The 19520-nt window shown below is 62.2% G+C and carries 14 protein-coding genes; 6 read left to right on the top strand and 8 right to left on the bottom strand.

Features of this window, described 5'->3' with window-relative positions:
* Positions 1–2: 2 nt before the first annotated feature.
* From THECO_RS02035 to THECO_RS02050, 4 genes are read left to right on the top strand one after another with little or no spacing between them, the layout of a single operon-like run.
* A complete protein-coding gene (locus THECO_RS02035; protein WP_015253403.1) occupies positions 3–947 on the top strand; it encodes an ABC transporter permease in 945 nt (314 codons plus the stop codon).
* 16 nt (positions 948–963) lie between these two features.
* Positions 964–1890, top strand: a complete 927-nt coding sequence (locus THECO_RS02040) for an ABC transporter permease (RefSeq protein WP_015253404.1) — start codon at positions 964–966, stop codon at positions 1888–1890.
* 28 nt (positions 1891–1918) lie between these two features.
* Positions 1919–3955 (top strand): ABC transporter ATP-binding protein, encoded by a 2037-nt coding sequence (locus tag THECO_RS22455; protein WP_015253405.1) that lies wholly within the window; start codon positions 1919–1921, stop codon positions 3953–3955.
* Positions 3952–5610, top strand: coding sequence for a CocE/NonD family hydrolase (locus tag THECO_RS02050; protein ID WP_015253406.1), 1659 nt, complete (start codon positions 3952–3954; stop codon positions 5608–5610). Before THECO_RS22455 ends, THECO_RS02050 begins: the two co-directional genes overlap by 4 nt.
* Before the next feature lie 74 nt (positions 5611–5684).
* Here THECO_RS02050 and THECO_RS02055 read toward each other — a convergent pair whose 3' ends face one another.
* The 3 genes from THECO_RS02055 to THECO_RS02065 form a co-directional block, all read right to left on the bottom strand.
* A complete protein-coding gene (locus tag THECO_RS02055) occupies positions 5685–7145 on the bottom strand; it encodes an alpha-L-fucosidase (protein WP_015253407.1) in 1461 nt (486 codons plus the stop codon).
* A 110-nt stretch (positions 7146–7255) separates the two neighbouring features.
* Entirely contained in the window at positions 7256–7615 is a 360-nt protein-coding gene (locus THECO_RS02060) for a GIY-YIG nuclease family protein (protein ID WP_015253408.1), read from the bottom strand.
* A gap of 1 nt (position 7616) precedes the next feature.
* On the bottom strand, positions 7617–8099 hold the full coding sequence (locus THECO_RS02065; protein ID WP_015253409.1) for a DUF6530 family protein: 483 nt from the start codon (positions 8097–8099) through the stop codon (positions 7617–7619).
* Positions 8100–8311: 212 nt separating this feature from the next.
* Here THECO_RS02065 and melA point away from each other — a divergent pair, with 212 nt between their 5' ends.
* Entirely contained in the window at positions 8312–9610 is a 1299-nt protein-coding gene (gene melA, locus THECO_RS02070) for an alpha-glucosidase/alpha-galactosidase (RefSeq protein ID WP_015253410.1), read from the top strand.
* Positions 9611–9994: 384 nt separating this feature from the next.
* Here the strand turns inward: melA and THECO_RS02075 are convergent, their stop codons facing one another.
* From THECO_RS02075 to THECO_RS02095, 5 genes are all read right to left on the bottom strand, one after another.
* On the bottom strand, positions 9995–11668 hold the full coding sequence (locus THECO_RS02075) for a transposase (protein ID WP_015253411.1): 1674 nt from the start codon (positions 11666–11668) through the stop codon (positions 9995–9997).
* Positions 11669–12287: 619 nt separating this feature from the next.
* Positions 12288–14336, bottom strand: coding sequence for a YjhG/YagF family D-xylonate dehydratase (locus THECO_RS02080; RefSeq protein ID WP_015253412.1), 2049 nt, complete (start codon positions 14334–14336; stop codon positions 12288–12290).
* 12 nt (positions 14337–14348) lie between these two features.
* The gene (gene gucD / locus THECO_RS02085) at positions 14349–15806 is read right to left on the bottom strand and encodes an alpha-ketoglutaric semialdehyde dehydrogenase GucD (RefSeq protein WP_015253413.1); all 1458 of its coding nucleotides are present in this window, start codon (positions 15804–15806) and stop codon (positions 14349–14351) included.
* A 25-nt stretch (positions 15807–15831) separates the two neighbouring features.
* The gene (locus tag THECO_RS02090; protein ID WP_015253414.1) at positions 15832–16728 is read right to left on the bottom strand and encodes a fumarylacetoacetate hydrolase family protein; all 897 of its coding nucleotides are present in this window, start codon (positions 16726–16728) and stop codon (positions 15832–15834) included.
* Positions 16729–16777: 49 nt separating this feature from the next.
* Complete coding sequence (locus THECO_RS02095; RefSeq protein ID WP_015253415.1) at positions 16778–17533, bottom strand: IclR family transcriptional regulator; 756 nt, start codon at positions 17531–17533, stop codon at positions 16778–16780.
* Between the two features lie 341 nt (positions 17534–17874).
* Here THECO_RS02095 and THECO_RS02100 point away from each other — a divergent pair, with 341 nt between their 5' ends.
* Positions 17875–19482 (top strand): glycoside hydrolase family 43 protein, encoded by a 1608-nt coding sequence (locus THECO_RS02100; protein ID WP_015253416.1) that lies wholly within the window; start codon positions 17875–17877, stop codon positions 19480–19482.
* Positions 19483–19520 lie beyond the last annotated feature (38 nt).

Genomic DNA, 19520 nt, shown 5'->3' on the forward strand with positions numbered 1-19520 from the left:
AGATGGTGACATTTATCATCCGCAGGGTACTGCAGACAATCGTGGTCATTCTTCTGGTCACCGTGCTGGTGTTCAGCATCATGCACCTGATGCCGGGAGATCCCGTATTAATGTTCCTCGGCCCGGATGCTTCCGTCGAGCAGATCGATCATTACAAGAAGCAATTCGGTCTGGACTTGCCGCTGCCGGTTCAGTATTTCAAGTGGGCCGGCAACCTGTTCAAGGGAGAGTTCGGCGATTCGCTCGTCTACCGACAGGACATCGGGCCGCTCATTCTGGCCAAACTGAAGGTGACCCTGACCATCGCGATTCCCGCGTTTGTCATCGCCGTGACCATCGGGATGTTTCTCGGCATCATGGCTGCCATTTACCGGGGCAGGTGGGCCGACTCCTTCATCACCGTGCTCGCCAACATTGGCATGGCCACGCCGACATTCTGGCTCAGTATCCTGTGTGTCTACATTTTCAGCCTGACGCTTGGTTGGCTGCCCGTGCAGGGGTTCACGTTCCCGAGCGAGGATTTCGCATTGGCCGTCAGGCGCATGGTCCTGCCGGTATCCATGCTCGCTCTGGGACCGATGGCGGTATTCGCCAGACAGACACGGTCGGCCATGCTGGAAATCATCCGGCAGGACTTCATCCGCACCGGCCGGTCCAAAGGCCTGGGCGAGCGGCGCGTCATTTACGTGCACGCCCTGCGCAACGCGCTCATTCCCGTCGTCACCGTCATGGGCATGCAGCTGGGGTATATGCTGGGCGGATCGGTATTGATCGAGCAGGTCTTTGTCATACCCGGAATGGGAAGCATGTTGATCACCGCGATTCTGAACAAGGATTATCAGCTCGTGCAAAGCGCGGTGCTGGTCATTGCCGGCGGAATTTCGCTGTGCAATTTGCTGGTCGACATCGCCTACGGGTACATCGATCCGCGGATCAGAATTTCGTAAGGAGGATTGCCGGTTCATGACAACCATGATGAATGAGGCGGAAACGGGTTCCCCGGGTGCTGTCATGCCAGGCGCGTCCTCGGTTGCCGCACCGAAATCGTCCCGGGCGAGGCAGTTCTGGAAAACGCTGCTTTCCAGAAAGACGGTCATGGTCAGTCTGGCCGTTCTGATCATCGCGATGTTGACGGCCCTTCTGGCGCCGTTGATCGCGCCGTACGAGCCCAACGCGCCCGATCTGCGCAATGCGCTGAAACCGCCTTCTTCCGATCACTGGCTGGGAACGGACGCATTGGGACGGGATGTGCTTTCCAGAATCATTTACGGTTCGCGGGTGTCGCTTGCCGTCGGGTTTGTCTCCGTCGCGATCGCGGGCTCGATCGGCATGATGCTCGGGCTGGTGGCGGGGTATGTCGGCGGCAAAACCGAGAGCGTCATCATGCGCTGCATTGACGTGATGATGTCCATTCCGCTCATCATTCTGGCGCTCTTCATCGCCGCCTTGATCGGCAAAGGACTGGGCAACGTCATGCTGGCGATCGGACTCGGCATGATGCCGTCCTACGCCCGCCTTACGCGCGGCCAGGTGAAAAGCGTCAAGCAGCTTGATTATGTGACGGCGGGGGTCATCAGCGGTACGGGCAGAATCAGGAACATGTTCAAGCACATCTTGCCGAACTGCCTGTCTCCGATTATTGTCCTCATGACCATGAATCTGGGCATGGCCATCCTGACGGAAGCCTCCCTGAGCTTCCTCGGGCTCGGCATCAATCCGCCCACCGCTTCCTGGGGCGCGATGATCAGCGACGGTTACAACCATCTCCGCACCTTGCCGCTCTTGTCCCTGGCTCCCGGCGTGGCGATCATTCTGGTCGTCCTGGCGTTCAACGTCGTGGGGGATGCGCTGCGCGACACATTGGATCCGCGGTTGAGGGGAGCGCTGTAGAAGACTGATCAACGGTAGGGAGGATCCTATGGGACATTTGTTGGAAGTCCATGAGCTGGAGACGGAATTTCGCAAGGACGACAGCTTCCTGAAAGCCGTAAACAAGGTGTCTTACACGCTGGAGGAAGGGGAGATCGTCGCTTTCGTCGGGGAGAGCGGCAGCGGGAAATCCGTCACCCAGTACTCCGGGCTGCAACTGATCGAGATGCCTCCCGGCAGGATTGCCGGCGGCCAGGTCCTGTTCGAAGGCGAAGATTTGCTGAAGCACAAGCAGAACAGCAAGGAGATCCGCAGCGTTCGCGGGGGGAAAATCGGGGTCGTCTTCCAGGAGCCGATGACTTCGCTCAATCCGGTCATGACGGTGGGCAGACAGATCGAGGAATCGGTCATGCTCCATCTGAACATGAATCGCAAGCAAGCCCGGCAACGGGCGATCGAACTGCTGACGCAGGTCGGCATTCCGGACGCGGAGTCGCGGGTGGACGACTATCCCCACCAATTCAGCGGCGGCATGCGGCAGCGCATCATGATCGCGATGGCGATGTCCTGCAATCCGAAGATTCTGATCGCCGACGAAGCGACCACCGCGCTGGATGTGACGACGCAGGCGCAGATTCTGGAGCTGCTTCGGGATATGGTCAAGAAAACCGGGACCTCGCTCGTGCTGGTTACGCACAATCTGGGCATCGTCGCCCGGTACGCGGATCGCATTTACGTGATGTACGCGGGAGAAATCGTGGAATCGGGCACCTGCCGGGATATCTTCAACAATCCCCGCCATCCGTACACGATCGGTCTGCTCCGGGCCGTGCCGAGTTTGAGCGATCCCAAGGAGCGCCGGCTCGTGCCCATCGAAGGGGTGACGCCGGACCTGAGATACCGCACGGGAGTCTGCGCGTTCGCGCCGCGCTGCATGTACGCGACGGAAGCCTGCTTCACCGAGCCTTCCCCGAAGCTTCGGGACGTGCCGGGCGAAGACCGGCATCAGACGGCCTGCCACCGGGACGTCGACAAGTCGACCGTACCCGTGAAGCAGACCGTGGAAGCGGTGCGCAAACTGAAAGATCCCCGTGAGCTGGTCCGGCAGGACGTGATCCTGGAGATCCGCGACCTGAAGGTGTCGTACCCGATCCTCAAGGGCATTCTTCGCAGAAAAGCGGGGGAATTGGCCGCGGTCGACGGCGTCTCCTTCAAGATCCACCGGGGCGAAACCTTCGGGCTCGTGGGCGAAAGCGGCTGCGGAAAATCGACGCTGGCCAGAACCGTGATGGGGCTGATCGAGCCGACGGCGGGCAGCATCCTGTTCAGGGGCAACGAATGGCACCAGATGCCCGAGAAGCAAAAGCGGAGCCTCCGGCGGGACATCACGATGATCTTCCAGGACCCGTACGGTTCCCTCGATCCGCGGCAGCGGGCGGGCGACATCGTCGGGGAACCGCTGCGCAACTTCAAGCTGGTCAAGAGCGAGAAGGAATATCAGGAGCGCGTCAGCGAATTGTTCCGGCTGGTCGGTCTCGATCCGTCCCTGCAGAACCGGATGCCGCACGAGTTCAGCGGCGGCCAGCGGCAGCGGCTCGGCATCGCGCGCGCGATTGCGACCAATCCGGCGTTTATCGTCTGCGACGAAGCGATTTCCGCCCTGGACGTGTCCATCCAGGCGCAGATCATCAACCTCCTGGAAGATTTGCAGGAGGAGCTTGGACTGACTTATCTGTTCATCGCGCATGACCTGACGGTGGTGCGTCACATCAGCGACCGGATTGCGGTCATGTATCTGGGTCAGATCGTGGAAATCGCCGACTGGAAATCCCTCTACGACAATCCGCTGCATCCGTATACCCAGGCGTTGCTGGAAGCGGTGCCGATCCCGGATCCGGAAAGGGAAGCGAAGCGGGAACGCAAGCTCATCAGCGGCGAGGTGCCGAGCCTGATCAACCGGCCCGTGGGTTGCGCCTTCTCCAACCGTTGTCCGCTGGCGACGGACGAATGCCGGCAAGGCGTTCCGCGGCTGCGCCCCGTCCGCGAATCGCACAGCGTGGCCTGTTTCAAGGTGGACGCGCCATGAACCGGCCGGACTTCCAGACTTGTCGCGTCGAAATGTCGGACGGCGTGCGCCTGGCCACCCACGTGCATGTTCCGGAAGGCGAAGGGCCGTGGCCGGTCATTTTCAGCCGCTCGCCGTATCCGGGCATGCTGCCGTTCTGGCATGAGCAGGCGAAATTTTGGACCGGTCACGGGTATGCGTTCGTGATCCAGGAGTGCAGGGGGACGGGAGCTTCGGAAGGACAGTGGGTGCCGTTCGCGCATGAGGAACAGGACGGGCTGGACAGCCTCGGGTGGATCGTCCGGCAGCCCTGGATGAACGGGAAGATGGCCACCTACGGGTCGTCTTACTGCGGCGTCGTGCAATGGTGCATGGCGGACCGGCTGCCTCCGGAAGTGAAGACGGTGTTCATCGGGTTCACCGGCATCGAGCGATACCGGCAGAATTACATGAACGGCATGTTCCGGCACGACATCTACACCTCGTGGGCGATCGGCAATTCCGGCGTGCCGGAAGCGGCAAGGCGTCCCGGACTGTACAGGGAGGCGCTGGCCGTCCGCCCCCATGTGGAGATGGACGTGCGGCTGTTCGGCCGCGAGCTGCCGTGGTATCGGGACTGGGTGACGGAAGTGAGTCCCGACAGCCCGTATTGGGCGTCGGGCTTCTGGGCCGAATTGAAGGAGAAACCCCGTCGAACCCGCGTGCCGGTCATGATGACGGCCGGCTGGTTCGATCACAATCTGGAAGCCTCCCTGCTCAGCTTCGACAAGCTGCCGGAGGAGGTGCGGGCGAGAAGCGCGCTCATTGTCGGCCCGTGGGTCCACACCGAGAGCGTGTCCGGGGACCTGGATTATCCCGGACATGACTGTTACGGTCCCCGGCAGCGCGATGCGGCGCTGGCCTGGTTCGACCATCATCTGAAAGGGGAGGAGATGCGCCTTCCCGCCGGCATCCGGACCTACATCATCCGGGAGAACCGTTGGCTCGAATGGAGGGACGGCATTCGGGCCGACCGCGTGCTGACGTATCATCTGCGGCCGCAGCCGGCAGGCGCGGAGGCGCGCATGCTGTCCCCGGAGAAAGAGGACGGCCCGGCCGCCGCAACCTACCGCTATGACCCGGACAATCCGGTGCCGACGCGCGGCGGAGCGGCGGTCATGCATTATTTGAGCGGCGACCCGGAAGCGGTGCGGCCGGCCAGCGTGATCCAGCCTCCCCCGGGAGCGCGGGATGACGTCCTGAGCTTCCTGTCCGGGCCGCTCGAAGAAGATTTGCGCATTGCGGGCCGCATACGCGCCCGTCTGTTCGTCAGCAGCGACGCGGAAGATACGGCCTTCACCATCCAGGTCATGGAAGTGTTCCCGGACGGAACGGCCGTCAACATCCGGGACGGCATCACCAGCCTCGCCTTCCGCAACGGCGCGTCGAGCCCGCTCGGCTATACCCCGGGCGAGGTGGTGGAGGCCGTCATCGACATGTGGCCGATCACCTGGACGGTGAAAAGGGGATCCCGGCTGCGGGTCGACGTGTCGTCGTCGAATTTTCCCGCCTATCACGTCCATCCCAACATCGCCGGCACATGGTCGCGGATCGCCGGGACGAGGATTGCCGAGCAAACGGTTCATCTCGGCGGGGAGCACGGATCGCGGATCGAAATTCCGGTCGCTACGGGTTGAGCCCGGTCGCTGCGTGTGAGCCCGGCCGCTACGGATTGAGCCTTGCCTTAGGCGGACGCGTACAGCCCGGGACCTCAATCGATCGAGATCCGGAACACGACCGGCATCGGGCTGGACACGGACTTCGTGCGCAAGATCAGCGCTTCATTGTTTCGTTCCCATTCGGGACGTTCGTCAAAGCCCAGGATTTGAATGTCCTTGATGATGCCATGGAAATGCGGCGAACGTTCCCGCAAGGAACGGATGCGCACGACTCCGTCCTCCGGATAGGCCAGCACGGTTGCGTACAGGTGCCGCCCTTTCACCGTGAACCGGATGTCTTCGCTGGTGAACGGCTTGGCGGCGCCATCCGTGAACTGGCCTTCCTTCACTTCCGTCGGTCCTTCGCCGTAAGTGCGCCAATACGTCGTGCCGTAAATGGCTTCGCCGTTGACCCGCAGCCAGTCGCCGACGGCAAGCAGGATGTTTCGATCTTCATCGGGAATCGTGCCGTCCGCTTTCGGGCCGATGTTGAGCAGCAGGTTGCCGTTCTTGCTCACGATGTCCACCAGGTCCTGCACGATTACCCTGGGCGTTTTGTATGCATTGTCGGGCGTGTAACACCAGGAGTTGCGCGCCACGGCCGTATCGGTCTGCCAGCAGTAAGGCTTCAGATCCGAAAATTGTCCCCTTTCCACATCGGGAACCGCCGTACCGAACATAAACGCGTCAAGTTTGTAGTTGATGACCACCGGATGCCCCCACTCTTCGGCTTTATTGTAGTAGTAGGCGGCAAATTTTTTCAGATACGGCTTGAACGCGGCATTATGGATCCACCAGTCGAAATAGAACACCTTCGGGCGATATTGATCGACGAGCTCGCAGCAGCGAAGCAGCCAGTCCTCCAGGAATTCCTGATTCGGCTGGGACCCGAACAGATCCATATGATCGGGTTCCGGCATCGCCGGCCAATAGAAATCGCCGCGGGCGAGCGGCTCCCGGATGTCCGAATCGAACGCTTTGCCGTGGGACATGAAGAACCAGTGTTCCGCGCGGTGGGAGGAGACGCAGAAGGCCAGATCGCGGCGTTCGAACGCGTTCCGCATCTCGCCGAGCAAATCCCGGCGCGGTCCTTGCTCATAGGCGTTGAACCGCGACAATTCGCTTTTGTACATCTGGAAGCCGTCATGATGTTCGGCCACCGGCATGACGTATTTGGCCCCCGCCCGGCTGAACAGTTCCGCCCACTCGTCCGCGTCGAACTTTTCGGCCTTGAACATCGGAATAAAATCTTTGTAGCCGAAGTTTTTGTGTTCGCCATAGGTGGCAAGGTGATGTTCGTATTCCTTCGACCCCTGGATGTACATGTTGCGGGGGTACCATTCATTGCCGAATGCGGGCACCGAATAAACGCCCCAGTGGATGAAAATGCCGAACTTGGCTTGCTTGTACCACGCAGGCGCCTGGAAAGCCGAGAGCGAATCCCAGTTGTCCTTGAATCTTCCCCTCGCAATCTGCTCCTCGATCGTCCTCAAATAAGCTTTCCGATCCAACATGTTGCGCCCGCCTTTCGCGAAGAGTCATTTGTTCATTATAATACGTTTTCATTATCCGGACCACCTTGGAAGCAGGCGCATGGTCGGGCCGGTATGCGGGCTGGCGGCGGTCAAATTTTCATCCGGTAGAATTCGAATTGCTCCGCGGTCAGCTTCTCTTCCCAGATGTGTCTCAGGATCTCGAGCTCCTCGGAGTAGTCGATCTTCGATTCGTCCTTCGAATAGGGGAGCAGTTCCAGCACTTCGAATTCGAACCGGTCGGGGCCGTACTCCTTCCAATCCCGCTGCAGTTCCTTGTTGGGGTGGCTTCCCATCTCGAGCTGGAACCGGACGCTGTTCATCTTGCCCTTCAGGTTCTGCGACGTCTCGAGGAAACACTTGACGCCGTCCTTCAGGCGGACCCGGAAGATGCCCATGTCGGGTTTCATCTGCTTGTACTGTTCGATCAGTTCCTTGCGTCGGTCGTTCATGTCAGAAATACCCCATCTCTTTCAGCAGTCGGGAGAGGACGCGCAGGCGTTCGCCGAGAAGTTCGCCCTGCTCGCCCAGCGCCTGGTTGAACAGGCGGATGTCTTCGTCGATCATCTCGTTGTCCGTGCACACTTCCACCGTCATGGCGTCGCCCTGCAGGCCGACCCGGTCGATCCGCGGGTTGGCCGGGTCGTACAGCTTCTCGTGCCGGTAGGCGTCCTGGAAGTAGAGCTGGGCACGCGCGATCAGGATCGCGAGATCGAGCACGCGATGCAGCGGCAGCTCCTCCGACTGCCTCGACCATTTTCCGCCGGTGTGGCGCCACACCTTGGCGGAGATGTCGATCTTGCCGCGGTCGTTCCATTGCGCGAGGCCGAGGGAGAGACCTTTCGCGTCCGAATGATAGGCGTATTTGCCGTCGACGTTCTCGTAGTTTTCGCAGATGATGACCGGTTTGTGCTTGAGGTTGGTCGGAATTTTCATGCGTGATCGCCTCGTTTGGTTTATTGAAATACTAATTTAGTTAATTACTAAAACAGTGATCTGATTGTAGCACAGGGGAAAAGAGGTGTCAAATGCCGTTCGGCGCATCCTACATTTCTCCATATGTCGCTGGCATCTTTCCATGTTGCGACGGCATCGAAGGCGGTATAATCAAGTCAAAAATACCGCTTTCACGATGGAGGATGAGCGCATTGTCAAAGATTACGTTTCTCGGCGCCGGCAGCACCGTTTTCGCCAAAAACGTCCTCGGAGACTGCATGCTGACGCCGGCCCTGCAAGGATTCGAACTGGCGTTGTACGATATTGACCTGGAGCGGCTGAAAGACTCGGAGAACATGCTCAACAATCTCAAGGCGACGACCGGCAGCACCTGCCGCATCAAATCGTACACCGACCGGAAGGAAGCGCTGCGGGGAGCCAAATACATCGTCAACGCGATCCAGGTCGGCGGCTATGACCCGTGTACGATCACCGACTTCGAAGTGCCGAAGAAATACGGGCTGCGCCAGACGATCGGCGACACGGTGGGGATCGGAGGCATTTTCCGGAACCTGCGGACGATCCCGGTCATGCTTGATTTCGCGCGGGACATCCAGGAAGTGTGCCCGGACGCGCTGTTCCTGAATTACACGAACCCGATGGCCGTGCTGACGAACGTCATGAATACATACGGCGGCGTCCGCACCGTCGGCCTGTGCCACAGCGTGCAGGCTTGCGTCCCGCACCTGTTCAAGTCGCTGGGCATGGACCCGTCCGGCGTGCAGTGGAAGATCGCCGGCATCAACCATATGGCCTGGCTGCTGGAAGTGACGAAGGACGGGGTGGACCTGTACCCCGAGATCAAGCGGCGGGCGCGGGAGAAGCAGAAAGAGAAGCACGACGACATGGTCCGCTTCGAGCTGATGTTCCGCTTCGGCTATTATGTGACGGAATCGTCCGAGCACAACGCCGAGTATCATCCGTATTTCATCAAGAAGCAATATCCCGAGCTGATCGAGAAGTACAATATTCCGCTGGACGAGTATCCGCGCCGCTGCGTGAAGCAGATCGAGGACTGGAAAAGAATGCGGGAGTCGCTCGTGAACAACGTCAATCTGCAGCACCAGCGTTCGAACGAGTATGCGTCCTATATTTTTGAAGCGATCGAGACGGATGTGCCGTTCAAGATCGGCGGCAACGTCATGAACACCGGGCTGATCACGAATCTGCCGAAGGAAGCTTGCGTCGAGGTGCCCTGTCTGGTGGACGCCAGCGGGGTGACGCCGACGTATGTCGGCGATCTGCCGCCGCAGCTCGCCGCGCTGAACCGGACGAACATCAATACGCAGCTGCTGACGATCGAAGCGGCGATTACGCGGAAGAAGGAGCATATCTATCACGCGGCGATGCTCGATCCGCACACGTCGGCCGAGCTGTCGATCGACGACATCGTCGCCCTGTGCGACGATCTGATCGAGGCGCACGGCGACTGGCTGCCGAAGTTCCACTAAAAAGCAGCGCGAACGATGAAAGGGACGTGCTGAGGGGACGTGCTGGTGCACGTCCTCTTGGCATTGTGGTGAGGTGAGGGTGAAGTACAGGGCGATAGCTCGGTGCGCCGAAGTTGGGGAGATCGTGCACCGCTGTTTGGGATGCCGGTGTGTCGGGGTGTGCGCCAATGGATGGAGTATGCGCTAACGGAACCGGGAGACGCTATTTTTCCGAAATTGCCCCTTTTGGAAATTCTAACGGAACTGAGGAAGCTGTCTATTCACTGTGGAAAAACAAGGCTCCATCCCCTACTGAAACTTGCAATTCTCGTCCACAAGCCGTTGTGGGTCGGATTGGGGGGATATCCGCCATCATCATGGGTCTTACCTTTCGTGTGCTTTGCTTCATCCGACCGCGATTGGCGCACGACGAAGAAACCCGGGTTTGGGGTTTCCGAGTTTTCGGACCAGGAGTTTGAGGTTTACGACCATCGCCGAAGTCTGTGCCTTGATTTGCAGGGTAACGCGGCTGCGGGTTCGCGCTCCATCCAGAGCGCAGTCGTTCTTCAGTTCCTTGTTCTTCCGTTCGACGACGAGCCGCTCTTGCAACTCGGCTCGCCCGGTCAGACTGTCGTTGTATACCCGGGCGGCTTCGTACAGGTCTGCGTAATCGCTCCGGAATACACGCCGGCCCCCCTTTTCACTGCTCGTGCACGCCTTGCGCGACGGGCAGGAAAGACAAACGTGCGGTGCAAAGCTGTACTGGTGACCTTCCGACTGGCGGATATATTGCTTGCCGACGCTTTGTTGGCCTTCCGGGCAAATGTACACATCCTTCTCCGCATCGTAGACAAACCGGGACGAATGAAACAGACCGGTCGGGTTTTCGGCAATCGGAACCGGAGCGACGACGGGGATCCCCAGTGCGGCCAGTCGCGCCCGGTTTCTCCCGTGGCCATAAGCCGAATCCCCCAGCAGAGCGGAAGGCGTCACGCCAAAGAAACGCTTGATCGTCGCGGTCATGTCGGCTGTCGCATCCTGATCGTGTTCATTGGCCGGAATAGTGCGCACGTCGAGAATGACGCCGCCCGTCGTGCAGAGGTTTTGCGTTTTGTACCCGTAGATGGTTTTCGACCGCTTGGCGATGCGCGCTTCCGGGTCAACCGCGCTCACGATGCGGTTTTTCGGGCGTTCGGCTAGCGGAATCTTTTGAAACCGAACGAGCTCGGGAACGTTCGTCCCGGTCTCCTCGTTCCGGCCTTCGGACGCTTCATCCGCTCCATCGCCGGGGTCGACAGGCGAGCTGTTCTCTTGGAGAATGCGCCGCAGGATCGCTTGCAGCTCCCGCGAACGCTTAAGATGCTTCCACTCCGCCAGAAGCGGCTTGATGTTCTCGTTCTCGAACCAGGCCAACAACCCGTAGGCTTGGGAGACCAGCTTGCTGAAGGCCAGCATGCGAGCCGACGCCGAGGCCGACTTGCTCAGCCGAACGGTTGCGCCATCCAGCGGCAAAGCCTCCAACGCCTCAAGCATCGGTTTTGTCCCGTGCTTGCGCAAATGTTGCGCCAGACGAATCAGGGCATGCTGAATCAGCCGATAGGCGCCCGGGAACTTCAGGTTCACATTGGTCGGGAACGAGTCGATGATCCACTGTTCGTTCCGGTCGCCCCACAGTCCGTACTGGTACATCTGGGCCAGAATGTAGAGATGGCAGGCCCGGAACATGGCGGCTCCCATGCGGCTGCGATCCAGTCCGATCGTGCTGTGGTCGAAACCGATGAAATCCACGGGCAGTTGCAGGAAGCGCTTGATGAACAGGTCACCGATGATTTTTTCTTCGGTCTGACGATCCGACAGACCGTAGTAGGCCTGAACCAGATGGATTTTCAACTTGAGAGACGGCGCATACGGGTACTGTCCTCTGCCGGAATAGAGCACCGCGCACAGCCGATCGGCGAACGAAAAGTCGACCTTGCTGTCGACATGGCTCCAGAACGGATGCGGCGGCAGCTTGGTGTACACTTGCACATCGGCAAAGGAAAGTTGGTCGAACGTTTTGTACCGAACCGAAAAAGTCATATGCGTCGCCTCCTGTAAACACCTTGCTACCATTATACCACGAAAACGGGTGTAATCGTGAGAACGGAAAAGAAAACATCGTATTTTCCAAAGTATTTCGCAAAAATTGATTATCTGTCGCACGATCGTTGTGCACAGTTAATCGACAGCTTCCTGAGCGCACTTATTTGGCCTGAGCAGGCGATTTTTGGCCGGTTCGGACCGCAATAAGGTATCTGGGTTCCGTCAGAATTTTGAAACGCATCGGATGGGGCCTATAACGGCTGTGAGTTCCGTTAGAATTGCGCAGTCTGGTCATCCGCCGAGTTTTTGGGATCGAGAAGGCTCCCTAACGAAACTCAGCGGCTTGATTTGTGACAAAACGTGGGGTTCCGGAAACGCAACGAAACTGAGGTACGCTGTTCGGGCTTTGCGGGGGCGAGAATGACCTGATTGAAATAGCATTCTGAAATAGGCACCCTCGGGCGGAATAGCGTGTCGCAGTTTCGTTAGCACTTGCTCCGGTCGGGCGAACGTCTGGGTAATCACAGAAAGGGCCGTCACCAACGGCATAAGATGCCGTCAGTGACAGCCCTTTATCATGGATGGCAGACGTTCATGAACTTCATGTCGTCCGGGTTCATGCGCTGCCAGCGCTCTCCTTGCCGCCAGCAATCACCGTGCCGCCAGCGCTCGCCGATTCTCCGTCTTCCCGGGCAGCGGCCAGCGCCTTCGCGCCCGCCTCCAGCACCTTGATGATCCGGTCGACGTCGTACACGCAGCCGCGCCACGTGCCGCCGCTGGCCGCCTGCAGCGCGGCCCACAGCCGCGTGTCGTCCGGCAGCAGCGAATGGCTGGCCATGTCCGGGTGCGGCCCGCGCCCGGACAAGATGTTCGTCCCCTCGGCGGGGGTCGCCGGCGCTTCGCCGTCGCCGACCATGTCAATGCGGCCTTCCAGCCGGTTCAGGTCGATGCGGATGTCGATCCAGTCGCCGTCCCGCACCTTCCCGAGCGGTCCGCCCGCCAGCGCCTCCGGTCCGATGTGGCCGATGCAGGCGCCGGTGGACACGCCGGAGAACCGGGCGTCGGTGAGCAACGACACCTTGCCGTCGAACGGCAAATGCTTCAAAGCCGACGTGAGCTGATACGTCTCCTCCATGCCGGTGCCCGACGGCCCGCAGCCGATCAGCACGAGGATGTCGCCGCCGACGATGCGGCCTTCCTTGATCGCGCGGATCGCCGCCCGTTCCGAGGTGAACACCTTCGCCCGGCCCACGTGCCGGTACACGCCGTCCTCGTCCACCAGCGCCGGATCGATCGCCGCCGACTTGACGACCGAGCCTTCCGGCGCGATGTTGCCAACCGGGAAGGTGACGGTCGACGTCAGGCCGGCGGCACTTGCCTTCTCCGGCGGATAGATGACCGTGTCCGGGTCGACGCCGTCCCGCTCCAGCAGGTGCTGCCGCATCCGATGGCGCCGCTCGGACGATTCCCACCAGTCCAGCACGGCGCCGAGCGTCTCGCCGGTCACCGTCAGGACGGTCTCATCGAGCAGGCCGAGCCGCCGCAGATGGAGCATCACCTCCGGCACGCCGCCCGCCAGAAAGACGCGCACGGTCGGGTGGGGGACCGGCCCGTTCGGCAGCGCGCTGACCAGGCGCGGCACGGACCGGTTCACCGCGGTCCAGTCGGTGACGTCCGGCACGCGCAGGCCGGCCGCGTGCGCGATCGCGGGCACGTGCAGCAGCAGGTTCGTGGAGCCGCCGAACGCGGCGTGCACGACCATCGCGTTGCGGATGGACGCGTCGGTCAGGATGCGGCCCGTGGTCAGGCCGCTCTCCGCCATGTGCAGCGCCGCGCGGGCGGATTGGCGCGCCATCTGCGCCCAGACCCGCTGCCCCGAAGGGGCGAGCGCCGCGTGCGGCACCGTCAGGCCGAGCGCCTCGGCGACCACCTGCGCGGTCGCGGCGGTGCCGAGGAACTGGCAACCGCCGCCCGGCGTGGCGCACGCCCGGCAGCCGAGGTCGGCCGCCTCTTCCAGCGAGAGCTCGCCGCGCGCGAACCGGACGCCGATCGTCTGGATTTTGCCGGCGTCCTCTCCGCGCGTCGGCGGCAGCGTGACCCCGCCGGGCACGATGACGGACGGCAGATTCCGTGTGCCGGCCAAGCCGAGCATCATCGCCGGCAGCCCCTTGTCGCAGGTGGCGACGCCGAGCACCGCCCGCCGGGTCGGCAGCGAGCGGATGAGCCGGCGGATGACGATCGCCGCGTCGTTGCGGTACGGCAGCGAGTCGAACATGCCGGTCGTGCCCTGCGAGCGGCCGTCGCACGGGTCGCTGACGTACCCGGCGAACGGTACGCCGCCCAGGCCGGCCACTTCTTCCGCGGCTTCCCGCATCAGCAGGCCGACCTCCCAGTGGCCGGTATGGTAGCCGAGCGCCACCGGCCGGCCGTCCTCATCGCGGATGCCGCCCTGCGTGCCGAGGATGAGCACCTGCGGGCCGAGCAGCCGGGCGGGGTCCCAGCCCATGCCGACGTTCTGCGACCAGCCGAACAGGTCGCCGCTCGGGCTCTCGCGCAGCATCTCCGGCGTCAGCGGCAGTGATCCGTCCGGACCGGGCGCGTGCGTGTCGATGCGATAGTCGTCGTCGTCCGGGCGGCCGAGGATTTTTTCCAGAACGGAAGACATGGCGGTCGCTCCTCAACCCTTCACGAACACGGTCTTGATGGCGGTATAGAACTCGATCGCGGCCGTGCCCTGTTCGCGCGAATGCGAGCTGGAGCTCTTCATGCCGCCGAACGGCGCCTGCAGTTCGACGCCGGCCGTCTCCTCGTTCACCCGCACGAGCCCGGCGTCCATGTCTTGAATGAAGGTCAGGATGCTGCCGATGTCCCGCGTGAAAATGGATGCGCTGAGGCCGTACTCCGAATCGTTGGCGAGGCGGAGCGCTTCTTCCAAATTTTCCGCCTGCACCAGCGCCAGCACCGGCCCGAAAATCTCTTCCCGGAAGATCGTCATCTCGGGCGTCACCCGGTCAAAAACGGTCGGCGCCACGAAGAAGCCGTCCGCCATTTTGCCTTCCTGCAGCCGTTCGCCCCCGCACAAGAGTTCGGCGCCTTCTTCGACACCCTTGCGGATGTAGCCGAGCACCGTCTCCATCTGGCTCTCGCTCGCGCACGGGCCGAGCCAGGTCGACGCCTCCATGCCGTCCCCGACTTTGAGCGCGGCGATCTTCTCCAGCAGCTTCTCCCGGAAGGCCGGGAAAAGTTCCTTCTCCACGATGACGCGGCTCGTGGCCGTGCATTTCTGGCCGGTCGAGCGGAGGCCGCCGCTGATCGTCGCGTTCACCGCGAGCTCCAGATCGGCGTCCTTCAGGACGATGACCGGGTTTTTGCCGCCCATCTCGAGCTGGTATTTCGCGCCGCGGGCGAGCGCCGCCTGGGCGATGCGCTTGCCGACCGCGTTCGAGCCGGTGAATGTGACGCCATGGATGCCGGGGTGGTCGGCAATGCCCTGGCCGATGACCGAGCCGCTGCCGATCACGAGGTTCAGCACGCCCGCCGGCAGCCCGGCGTCATGGAAGCAGGCCGCCACCTTGGCCGCGGTAACCGCCGTTTCCGTCGCCGGTTTCCAGACGACCGTGTTGCCGTAGACGAGGGCGGGGGCGATTTTCCATACCGGAATGGCGACGGGGAAGTTCCACGGCGTGATGACGCCGACGACGCCGAGCGGCACGCGCGTCGTGAACATGAGCGCCGAGGCGTCGGTGGCCGGGATGACGTCGCCGACCTTGCGCATGCCTTCGCCGGCGTAATAGCGGAGCAGGGCCACGCCGCGCGCGGTTTCGCCCTTCGCTTCGCCGAACGTTTTGCCCATCTCGCGCGTCATCGTCTCGGCGATGTCGTCGATCCGGCTTTCGAGAATGTCCGCGGCCTTGTACAGCAGCTGGCCGCGCGCCGGTCCCGCCAGCTTGCGCCACGACGTACGGGCCGCATCCGCCGCGGCCACGGCGCTCTCGAGGTCATCCCGGCTCGAATTCGGCACGAGGCCGACAATGTCATGGCGATTGGCCGGATTCACGCTGGCGACGGTGTCCCCGGTGGAAGAGCCGCGCCATTCGCCGTTGATGTAGTTTTGGAAAACAGGGGCATTAGCCATTGATGATTCCTCCCGATTGTGAGACTTAATCCTGGATTGCGGCGTCCGCCGCCGCGACAGGGTTGATCAGGGTGCCGATGCCGGAAATGTCGATCTCGATGCGGTCGCCGGGCTGCAGCGTGAACCGGTCGGGCGGCACGATGCAGGTGCCGGTCAGCAGCACGGTGCCGTCGAACACGACGTTGTCCCGCACGAGGAAGGACGCCAGTTCGTCCAGCTTCCGCCGGAGCTGCCCCGTATTGGCCGTCTCGTTCACCGCCAATTGACCGTCCCGATAGATGCGGCAGGTGATCGTCAGGTCATACGGATTCGGCACGGTTTCGGCCAGCCGGATCGCCGGACCGATGGAACAGGAGCGGCGCCAGATTTTCGCCTGCGGCAGATAGAGCGGGTTCTCGCCCTCGATGTCGCGGCAGCTCATGTCGTTGCCGACCGTGTAGCCGAGGATGCGGCCGCCGCGGTCCAGCACGATGCCGAGTTCCGGCTCGGGCACCTGCCAGTCCGAGTCGCTGCGGATGCAGACGGGTGTGCCCGGCCGCGCCGTGCGGGCGCTCGTCGACTTGAAGAAAATCTCCGGCCGCTCGGCCCGGTACACCTTGTCGTAGAACGTTTCGTCGCCGGTTGCGGCGCCCTTCGACTCCTCGTTGCGCGCTTCTTTGCTGCGCTCATAAGTGACGCCGGCCGCCCACACCTCGGGCGCATCCACCGGCGTCAGCAGGTTCAACTCGCGCCAGTCGCCGGGCAGCGGCTGTGCGCCCGCGATCTGACGGCGCACCGCTTCCAGCGGCGTGATCCCCGCCTCGTCCGCTTCCCGCACCAGCGCCATGAAATCCGGCGACCGGAGCGGGAAAGCCTGCTCCTCGTCGGTCACCGCCGCGAGGCGCGCAGCTCCGTCGTCCCCGATGTAACGAATAATGCGCATCTGGTTCACTCCATTCAAATCATCTTTTTTGAGGGGGTGCAGCTCTCCGTCAGCGGTGCCCGAGGCGGGCCGAAATCTCCGCCGTCGTCTTCCGCACCCGTTCCGCCAGCCGCTGCGCCTCCGCCTCGTCCACCCGCGCGGTCATGCACGACAGGCTCATGGCGGCAAGCACCTGCCCGTCATGGCCGAAGATCGGCGCCGCGATGCACAGGACGCCGGGTTCATTCTCTTCCCGGTCGAAGGCGCAGCCGTTCTTTCGAACCTCATCCAGCTCCCGGCGGAACATCGCTTCGGAATCGATGGTATTCGGCGTGTGCCGCACGTAGCTGTAGCCGGCCAGCAGACGCTCCAGCGCGTCCGGCGGCTGGAAGGCGGCCAGCACCTTGCCGCTGGCGCTGCTGTGCAGCGGCACCCGGCGGCCGATGCGGGAATAGCGGATGGCCGCCTGCGCCCCTTCCACCTTGTCGATGTACACCCCCTCCCGGCCGTCCAGAATGAGCAGATGCGCCGTCTGCCCGGTCGCGTCCGAAAGGGCTTGCAAATGCGGTCTGGCTACGTTGCGGATGTCGAGATTTTGCAGCAGCATCTGTCCTTTTTCCAGCAAGCGAAGGCCGAGCCGGTACTTGCCGCTCTCCTCGTCCTGCTCGATGTAGCCGTGGATTTGCAGCGTTCGCAGCAGCGCGTGCGCGGTGCTTTTGTGCAGCTGCATGCGCGCGCTGATCTCGGTCAGTTTCAGCTCGGGGGTGTGCTCGTCGAACAGGTCGAGAATGCGCAGCGCCCGGTCCAGCGCCTGGATGATCGGCATGGCGGTCGCAACTCCTTTCCGAGGGTGTGGGATACGGCCAATTATGTTTGATAATATAGAACGCAGTTTGACGATCTCTGCTTATTATAGTACGCTGGAAAGGAGCGGGTTGTAAACCATCAATTTAATACATTCGTCGGACTTGCCGGCGATGCGGTGAACCGTTGGAGGGGGAGCGGCGGGCCGTGAGCCGGAGATAACGGTCCGGGAAACCGTAAGCGGTCATGACGGGGGCCCGCGCCCCTGTGCCAACGGTCCTGAAGACCGCTGGCGCAAGCGCGCGCCACCCGCGATCCCGTCAGGCCCGGACCGGCAATCCTATCCCAAGGAGGACGATCGTCATGAAAACGATCCACAACCCCGTGCTGCGCGGCTTCAACCCGGACCCGTCCATCCTGCGGGTGGGGGACGACTATTACATCGCGACCTCCACGTTCGAGTGGTTCCCCGGCGTGCAGATCCACCACTCCCGCGACCTGCGCCACTGGCGCCTGGCCGCCCGGCCGCTCGAGCGCCGGAGCCAGCTTGACATGCTCGGCAATCCCGACTCCGGCGGCATCTGGGCGCCTTGCCTGAGCTACGCCGACGGCCTGTTCTACCTCGTATTCACGGATGTGAAGAGCCACGTCGGCCCGTTCAAGGACACCCACAATTATCTGGTGACCGCCCCGAGCATCGAAGGGCCGTGGTCCGAGCCGATCTACCTGAACAGCAGCGGGTTCGACCCGTCCCTGTTCCATGACGACGACGGCCGCAAGTGGCTGGTCAACATGATCTGGGACTACCGCAAGGGCAAAAACAAATTCGCCGGAATCGCGCTGCAGGAGTACTCGCCGGAACAAAAGCGCCTCGTGGGACCGATCCGCAACATTTTCCGCGGCACGCCGCTGGGACTGACGGAAGGGCCGCATCTCTACAAGCGCGACGGCTGGTATTACCTCGTCACGGCGGAAGGCGGCACGCGGTTCAACCACGCGGTGACGGTGGCGCGGTCGCGTTCGCTCTTCGGCCCGTACGAGGTCGATCCCGAAAATCCCGTCCTGACCGCCGCGGACAACCCCGACCTCGAGCTGCAGCGGGCCGGGCACGCGAGCCTCGTCGAGACGCAGACCGGCGAATGGTACTTCGCCTACCTGTGCGGCCGGCCGCTCCGCCCGTCGGAGCGCTGCATTCTCGGCCGGGAGACGGCGCTGCTGCCCGTGGAATGGACGGAGGACGGCTGGCTGCGCCCGGCCGGCGGCGGGAACAGCCCGAAGGCGGTCGTGCCCGCGCCCGACCTGCCGGACCATCCGTTCCCGCCCGAGCCGGAGACGGACCATTTCGACGGAGAGCGGATCTCCATCCACTTCCAGACGCTGCGCGAGCCGCTCGACGAGCAGTGGGCGTCGCTGACCGCGCGGCCGGGATACTTGCGGCTGAAAGGGCGGGAGTCGCTGTCTTCCAAGCATCGGCAAAGCCTGATCGCGCGCCGGCAGCAAGCGTTCGATGCGGAAGCGGAGACGGCGGTCGAGTTCGAGCCGGACACGTTCCAGCAGCTGGCGGGCCTCATCCATTATTACAACACGCGCAACTACTACTACCTGTACATCAGCCGCGACGAGCAATTGGGCAAATGCCTGAACATCATGTGCAGCGACCGCGGCCTGTACGACGAACCGCTGGAGCGGCAGGTGTCCGTTGACGGGTGGGATCGCGTCCACCTGAAAGCGTCGCTCCATTACGACCGGCTGCAGTTCCTCTATTCGCGGGACGGGAAGGACTGGACGCCGATCGGGCCGGAACTGGACGCGAGTGTCATTTCCGACGAGAACGTGGAAGCGAAGATCGAAGGCCGCCTGATCGACCAAGGCTTCACGGGCGCCTTCCTGGGGATCTGCGTGCAGGACCTGAGCGGACAGGGAAAACATGCGGACTTCGACTATTTCACATATCGTGAACTGCCGGAGTGAGGTGAACCAAATGCCCGATGCCGCCATCGCCTTCCGCA

Origin of the sequence: Thermobacillus composti KWC4, assembly GCF_000227705.2 — a bacterium.
Lineage (GTDB): Bacteria > Bacillota > Bacilli > Paenibacillales > Paenibacillaceae > Thermobacillus > Thermobacillus xylanilyticus.